The organism is Mycolicibacterium vaccae NBRC 14118 = CIP 105934, from assembly GCF_001552715.1.
Classification (GTDB): domain Bacteria; phylum Actinomycetota; class Actinomycetes; order Mycobacteriales; family Mycobacteriaceae; genus Mycobacterium; species Mycobacterium vaccae.
Genome location: NZ_BCRS01000251.1, coordinates 1 through 5,342 on the forward strand (window position 1 = coordinate 1; position 5,342 = coordinate 5,342).

Annotated in this window: 6 protein-coding genes; 3 read left to right on the plus strand and 3 right to left on the minus strand. The window is 68.5% G+C overall.

What is annotated here, in order from left to right; translation table 11 throughout:
* The 3 genes from MVA01S_RS28385 to MVA01S_RS28395 form a co-directional block, all read left to right on the plus strand.
* Positions 1-343, plus strand: a 343-nt coding sequence (locus MVA01S_RS28385; protein WP_353961406.1) for an urease accessory UreF family protein, incomplete at its 5' end; no start/stop codon positions are given.
* A 14-nt stretch (positions 344-357) separates the two neighbouring features.
* Positions 358-1,050 (plus strand): urease accessory protein UreG, encoded by a 693-nt coding sequence (gene ureG, locus MVA01S_RS28390; RefSeq protein WP_003932310.1) that lies wholly within the window; start codon positions 358-360, stop codon positions 1,048-1,050.
* Positions 1,051-1,677, plus strand: a complete 627-nt coding sequence (locus tag MVA01S_RS28395; RefSeq protein ID WP_003932311.1) for an urease accessory protein UreD — start codon at positions 1,051-1,053, stop codon at positions 1,675-1,677.
* Here the strand turns inward: MVA01S_RS28395 and MVA01S_RS28400 are convergent.
* The 3 genes from MVA01S_RS28400 to MVA01S_RS28410 form a co-directional block, all read right to left on the minus strand.
* Positions 1,674-3,047, minus strand: coding sequence for a type II NADH:quinone oxidoreductase Ndh (locus tag MVA01S_RS28400; protein WP_003932312.1), 1,374 nt, complete (start codon positions 3,045-3,047; stop codon positions 1,674-1,676). The two genes, MVA01S_RS28395 and MVA01S_RS28400, sit on opposite strands and share 4 nt — an antisense overlap.
* Positions 3,048-3,181: 134 nt before the next feature.
* On the minus strand, positions 3,182-4,108 hold the full coding sequence (locus MVA01S_RS28405) for an LLM class F420-dependent oxidoreductase (protein WP_003932313.1): 927 nt from the start codon (positions 4,106-4,108) through the stop codon (positions 3,182-3,184).
* Between the two features lie 95 nt (positions 4,109-4,203).
* Positions 4,204-4,875: an SDR family oxidoreductase gene (locus MVA01S_RS28410; RefSeq protein WP_003932314.1), complete on the minus strand. Its 672-nt coding sequence runs from the start codon at positions 4,873-4,875 to the stop codon at positions 4,204-4,206.
* Positions 4,876-5,342: the final 467 nt, after the last annotated feature.

A 5,342-nucleotide genomic window follows, 5' to 3' on the forward strand; every position in this document is an offset into this window, starting at 1 on the left:
CCGGCTCGCCCGCCGGGTCTGGCCCGGCCAGGACTGGGCCGCACTGGGGCCGACGCCGCACCTGGCGGTGGCGGCCGGGATGGCCGGCCGGGTCGGCGGCCTGCTTCCCGAACACACCGCGCTGTCGCTGGTGTACACGACGATGACCGGCTCGGCCACCGCCGCGCAGCGCCTACTCGCGCTGGATCCCGGCGACGTCGCGGCGCTCACGTTCGCGCTGTCGCCGTTGTGCGAGGAGACCGCCGCAGACGCCACCAAGGATCTCGCCGATCTGTCCGATCCGCTGCTCGACGTACTCGCCGAGCGCCACCTCGACCGCGAACGCCCGCTGTTCGCCTCCTAGAGAAGGTCTTTGCCATGCCACCGCATTTCCTGGACGGCCAGCCGCACCAGCACACCGACCGTCCCCGCCGGGTGCGCCGGCCGGGGGAGCCGTTGCGCATCGGGGTCGGCGGACCCGTCGGTTCCGGAAAGACCGCATTGGTGGCCGCCCTGTGCCGCCAGCTCCGCGACGAGTTGTCGCTGGCGGTCCTGACCAACGACATCTACACCACCGAGGACGCGGATTTCCTGCGCCGCAACGCCGTTCTGCCCGACGACCGCATCGCCGCGGTGCAGACCGGGGGTTGTCCGCACACCGCGATCCGCGACGACATCACCGCCAACCTGGACGCCATCGACGATCTCGTCGCCGGGCACTCGGGTCCCGGGCAGGGCCTGGACCTGATCCTGGTCGAGTCCGGCGGCGACAACCTGACCGCGACGTTCTCCTCCGGCCTGGTCGACGGCCAGATCTTCGTCATCGACGTGGCCGGCGGGGACAAGGTGCCGCGCAAGGGCGGGCCCGGCGTCACGTTCTCGGATCTGTTGGTGATCAACAAGACCGATCTCGCGCCGATGGTCGGCGCCGACCTGGACGTGATGCGGCGGGACGCGGCGGCAGTGCGCGGCGGCCGTCCCTTCGAGCTGATCTCGCTGGCCGACGACCCGGCGGCGACACCGGTGCTGGCCTGGGTGCGCGAACAGCTCCGGGTCGCCCAGGAGGTCTAGATGCGGTCCGACGTCGTGATCGTCGCGCGGCCCGGGCGCGGACCGCACCTCGAGTGCACCGGCGGGATCGCGGCGAGACGCACCGCGCCCGACACGGTGCACCTGGTGTCGTCGGTGGCCACCCCGCTGGGCGGCGATGCGATCGCGATCCGTGTGGTCGTCGAGCAGGGCGCCCGGCTGAAGGTCCGCTCGGTGGCAGCCACCATCGCGCTTCCAGGAGCGACGACCGTCGAGTCGCACGCCACCTGGGAACTGGAGGTCGCGGGTGCGCTGGACCTGGACCCGGAGCCGACCATCGTGGCGGCCACCTCCCGGCACCTGTCCTGGACCCGCATGACGCTGGCCGACACCGGCGAGCTGCGGCTGCGTGAACGGGTGCAGATCGGCAGAACCGGTGAGCGGCAAGGCTTCTGGTCAGGATCGTTGCACGCCGACCTGGACGGAGCTCCGCTGCTCAGGCACCGGGTCGAGCTTGGGCACGGATCGTCGACCGACGACGAGATCGCCGCTCCGCGGGCGGCCGTCAGCGAACTGCACTATCCCCGTACCGATGTCGACACCGCCGGAGTCGCGCTGAGGCTGGCCGCGGGCGGATGCCTGACCACCTGGCAGGGGGACAGGCTCTAGCTGGCGGCCTTCTCCGTGTCCTGCACGGCGGCGGCGATCTCCTCGAGTTCCTCGATCCGTGTCCGCGCGTAGGCCTGCTGTTCGGTGATGGTCAGCTGACCCCGCTTGGTCGACAGGAAAGTCACCGTCCAGGACAGCAGTGTGACGATCTTGGTCTTGAAGCCGACCAGGTAGACCAGGTGCAGCACCAGCCAGGACAGCCAGGCGATGAAGCCCTCGAACTCCAGCGGGCCGATCTTGGCGACCGCGCTGAACCGCGACACCGTGGCCATCGAGCCCTTGTCGAAATAGTTGAACGGTTCACGCTCGTCGGGGTCGGCGCCCTTGAGGCCGGCCTCGATCGCCTTGGCGGCGTACTTGCCGCCCTGGATGGCGCCCTGGGCCATCCCGGGCACCCCTTCGACGGCGGCCATGTCACCGACGACGAACACGTTCGGATGCCCCGGGATCGACAGATCGGGGAGCACCTTCACCCGTCCGGCGCGGTCGAGTTCGACGCCGGACTGTTCGGCCAGGTCCCGACCGAGCGGGCTGGCGGACACGCCTGCCGACCACACCTTGCACGCCGCCTCGATCCGGCGGATGGTGCCGTCGGGATCCTTGACGGTGATGCCGTTGCGGTCGACGTCGGTCACCATCGCGTTGAGCTGGATCTCGACACCCAGCTTCTCCAGTCGGGCCTGTGCCTTCTTACCCAGCTTCTCGCCCATCGGCGGCAGTACGGCCGGAGCGGCGTCGAGCAGGATCACCCGCGCCTTCGTCGAATCGATGTGCCGGAAAGCACCTTTGAGCGTGTGATCGGCCAGCTCGGCGATCTGCCCGGCCATCTCGACGCCCGTCGGGCCGGCCCCGACGACCACGAAGGTCAGCAGCTTCTCCCGGCGGGCGGGGTCGCTGCTGCGCTCCGCCTGCTCGAACGAGCCGAGGATCCGGCCGCGCAACTCCAGCGCGTCGTCGATCGACTTCATGCCCGGGGCCCACTCGGCGAAGTGGTCGTTGCCGAAGTACGACTGGCCGGCGCCCGCAGCGACGATCAGGCTGTCGAACGGCGTGACGTAGGTGTGCCCGAGCAGTTCCGAACGGATGGTCTTGGTCTTCAGGTCGATCTTCGTCACGTCGCCGAGCAGCACCTGCGCGTTCTTCTGCTTGCGCAGAATGACCCGGGTCGCGGGCGCGATCTCGCCCTCGGAGATGATGCCGGTGGCGACCTGGTAAAGCAGCGGCTGGAACAGGTGATGGGTGGTGCGGGCGACCAGCTTGATGTCGACATCGGCCCGCTTCAGCGTCTTGGCCGCGGTCAACCCGCCGAAACCCGATCCGATGATGACGACCTTGTGCCGATCGGTCGGAGTGGCTCCGGGATGGCTCATTGCAATTCCTTACCGGTCCTTGTTGCGGGCCCTGGTCGGGTCCTGAGACCTTCGCTGTCTACCCGTTGCGAACAACGAGAACCTTAGTCGCTGCACTTCCGGGCAGTGCGGTGAGATGCCCCACCGCGTGGCACCTAGCTGACCAGCGGCTTAAGCGCCTCACCCAACGCGGCGATCTGCCCCGGCTGATAGCCGGTCGTGGCGGTCGGCAGGAACACGATCACCCCGTCGATGCCCGCGTCGAGGACCTTGGTCTTGATCTGCTCGGCCACCTGGTCGGGGCTTCCGGCCACCATCCGCTGACGGAAGTCCTCCGGGATCAGATCGGCCGAGACGCCTTCGCCGACGAGGGCCCCGACCAGCACGCTGGTCTCCAGCGTGGCCGGATCGCGGTCGATCTCCTCGCACCGCTGGCGCACGACCTCAACCTTCCTGGCGAGCTCGTCGAAACCGGCGATGACGTTGAGGTGGTCGAAATGCCGCGCCGCGAGCGGAATGGTCTTCTTCTCGCCGCTGCCGCCGATCATCAGCGGAATGTGCTCGCGGAAACGCGGATTGGCCATCGCCTGCTCGGTGCGGTAGTAGCGCCCGGTGAAGGTCGGCCGCTCGCCGGCGAGCATCGGCACGATGATCTGCAGCGCCTCGCTGAGCTTGTCGAAACGCTCGGTGAATGTGCCGAACTCGAAGCCGAGCTGGTCGTGCTCGAGCTCGAACCAGCCCGTGCCGATGCCCAGCACCGCGCGGCCCTGGCTGATCACGTCCAGGGTGGTGATGTTCTTGGCCAGCAGCGTCGGATTGCGGTAACTGTTTCCGGTGACCAGCGTGCCCAACTGCACGTTCTCGGTCGCCGTGGCCAGCGCTCCCAGCGCGGTGTAGGCCTCGAGCATCGGCTCGCCGGGATCGCCGATGCCGGGCAGTTGGTAGAAGTGGTCCATCAGGAACACCGAGTCGAAGCCCGACGAGTCCGCCTCCTGGGCCTGGGCGACGACGGTGGGGAACAGTTCGGGCAGGCCGGTGCCGTACGAGAAGTTGTTGATCTGCAGGCCAAGTCGGATTGTCATTCAGCTGACCCTACGAGCACACCCGTTGCCGCGTCGGCCATTTCACGTGCCGCGAAGTGCGGAATAAACGCCGGCAGACCGGTGTTGGCGTCGGCTCAGCCGAAGTTGGCGAGCGCGCCGTGGGTCACGTGCAGGGTCTGCCCGGTGATGTGACGGGCCGACCCGGTGGTCAGGAACAGCGACAGCCGGGAGATCTCGGACGCGACCGTCGGCGGGGTGTTGCTCAGGCCGTCGTATCCGGGTTCGACGCCACGGCCGACGGCCACCGCGTTGACCGTGATGCCCCGGATGCCGAAGTGGTTGGCCAGGCCCGCGGTCCAGTCCGAGACCGCCGCCTTGACCGCCGACGCGGCGCCGCCCTCGCGGGGGAAGTCGGGGATGACCGTGACGATGGACCCTCCGGACCGCATGTGGTCGCCGAGCACCTGCACGGTCAGCATCGGGGCCACGACGCCGGCGTCGAACAGGCCGCGCCACTCGGCGGCGTGGTCGTCGAGGGTGTAGGTGCGGGGATCGCCCGCCGTCCAGGTCGGCGCGGGCACGTTGATGATCGTGTCGAGATGGGCCGGGACGCGGCCGTGCAACTCGGCGACCGAGGCCGGATCGGTGTTGTCGAACACCAGCGCGTCGACGTCGAGCTCCTTGGCCAGTACCTCGAGCTCCTCACGGCGGCGGCCGCCGATGAGCACGTTGTGGCCGGCTTCGCTGAAGTTCTCCGCGATCGTGCGTCCCAGATCTGTGTCGCATCCTGTGATCAGCACGTCCATCGGGCAGGCCTCCTGTTGTGTTCGACGCTGAACCCCAGCGAGCGCCGCCAATGTTACTGGACAGTAGCTAGATGGGAAAATGCGGCGCGCCGTGGGGTAACGCATCACTCACTGCCGACGATGAACAATGTGAGACCAACGCCCGAGAGGTTCGGGCCCCCGACACCACCCGCGCCACGCGCGGGTGGTGTCGCGCGTCAGCTAACTATCTCAAGGCCCGGAACTGGCGTTATGCCGCTCCAGCAATATAACGATTCGGTACATTCTGAGCACGTCGCACTTGCGTCACGCGTGCAACACGGTAGTTTCTTCCCCATGGATCAGCCGGACGTGCATCTCCAGCGCCGTAATGGGTTGTCGACGTCGTTGCGACGCTCGGCACTGACCGGCGCCACCGCGGCAGCCGTGGCCGCAGCCCTTGCCCTGCCCGGCGTGGCGTACGCCCAGCCGGCGCCGCCCGCCCCCTC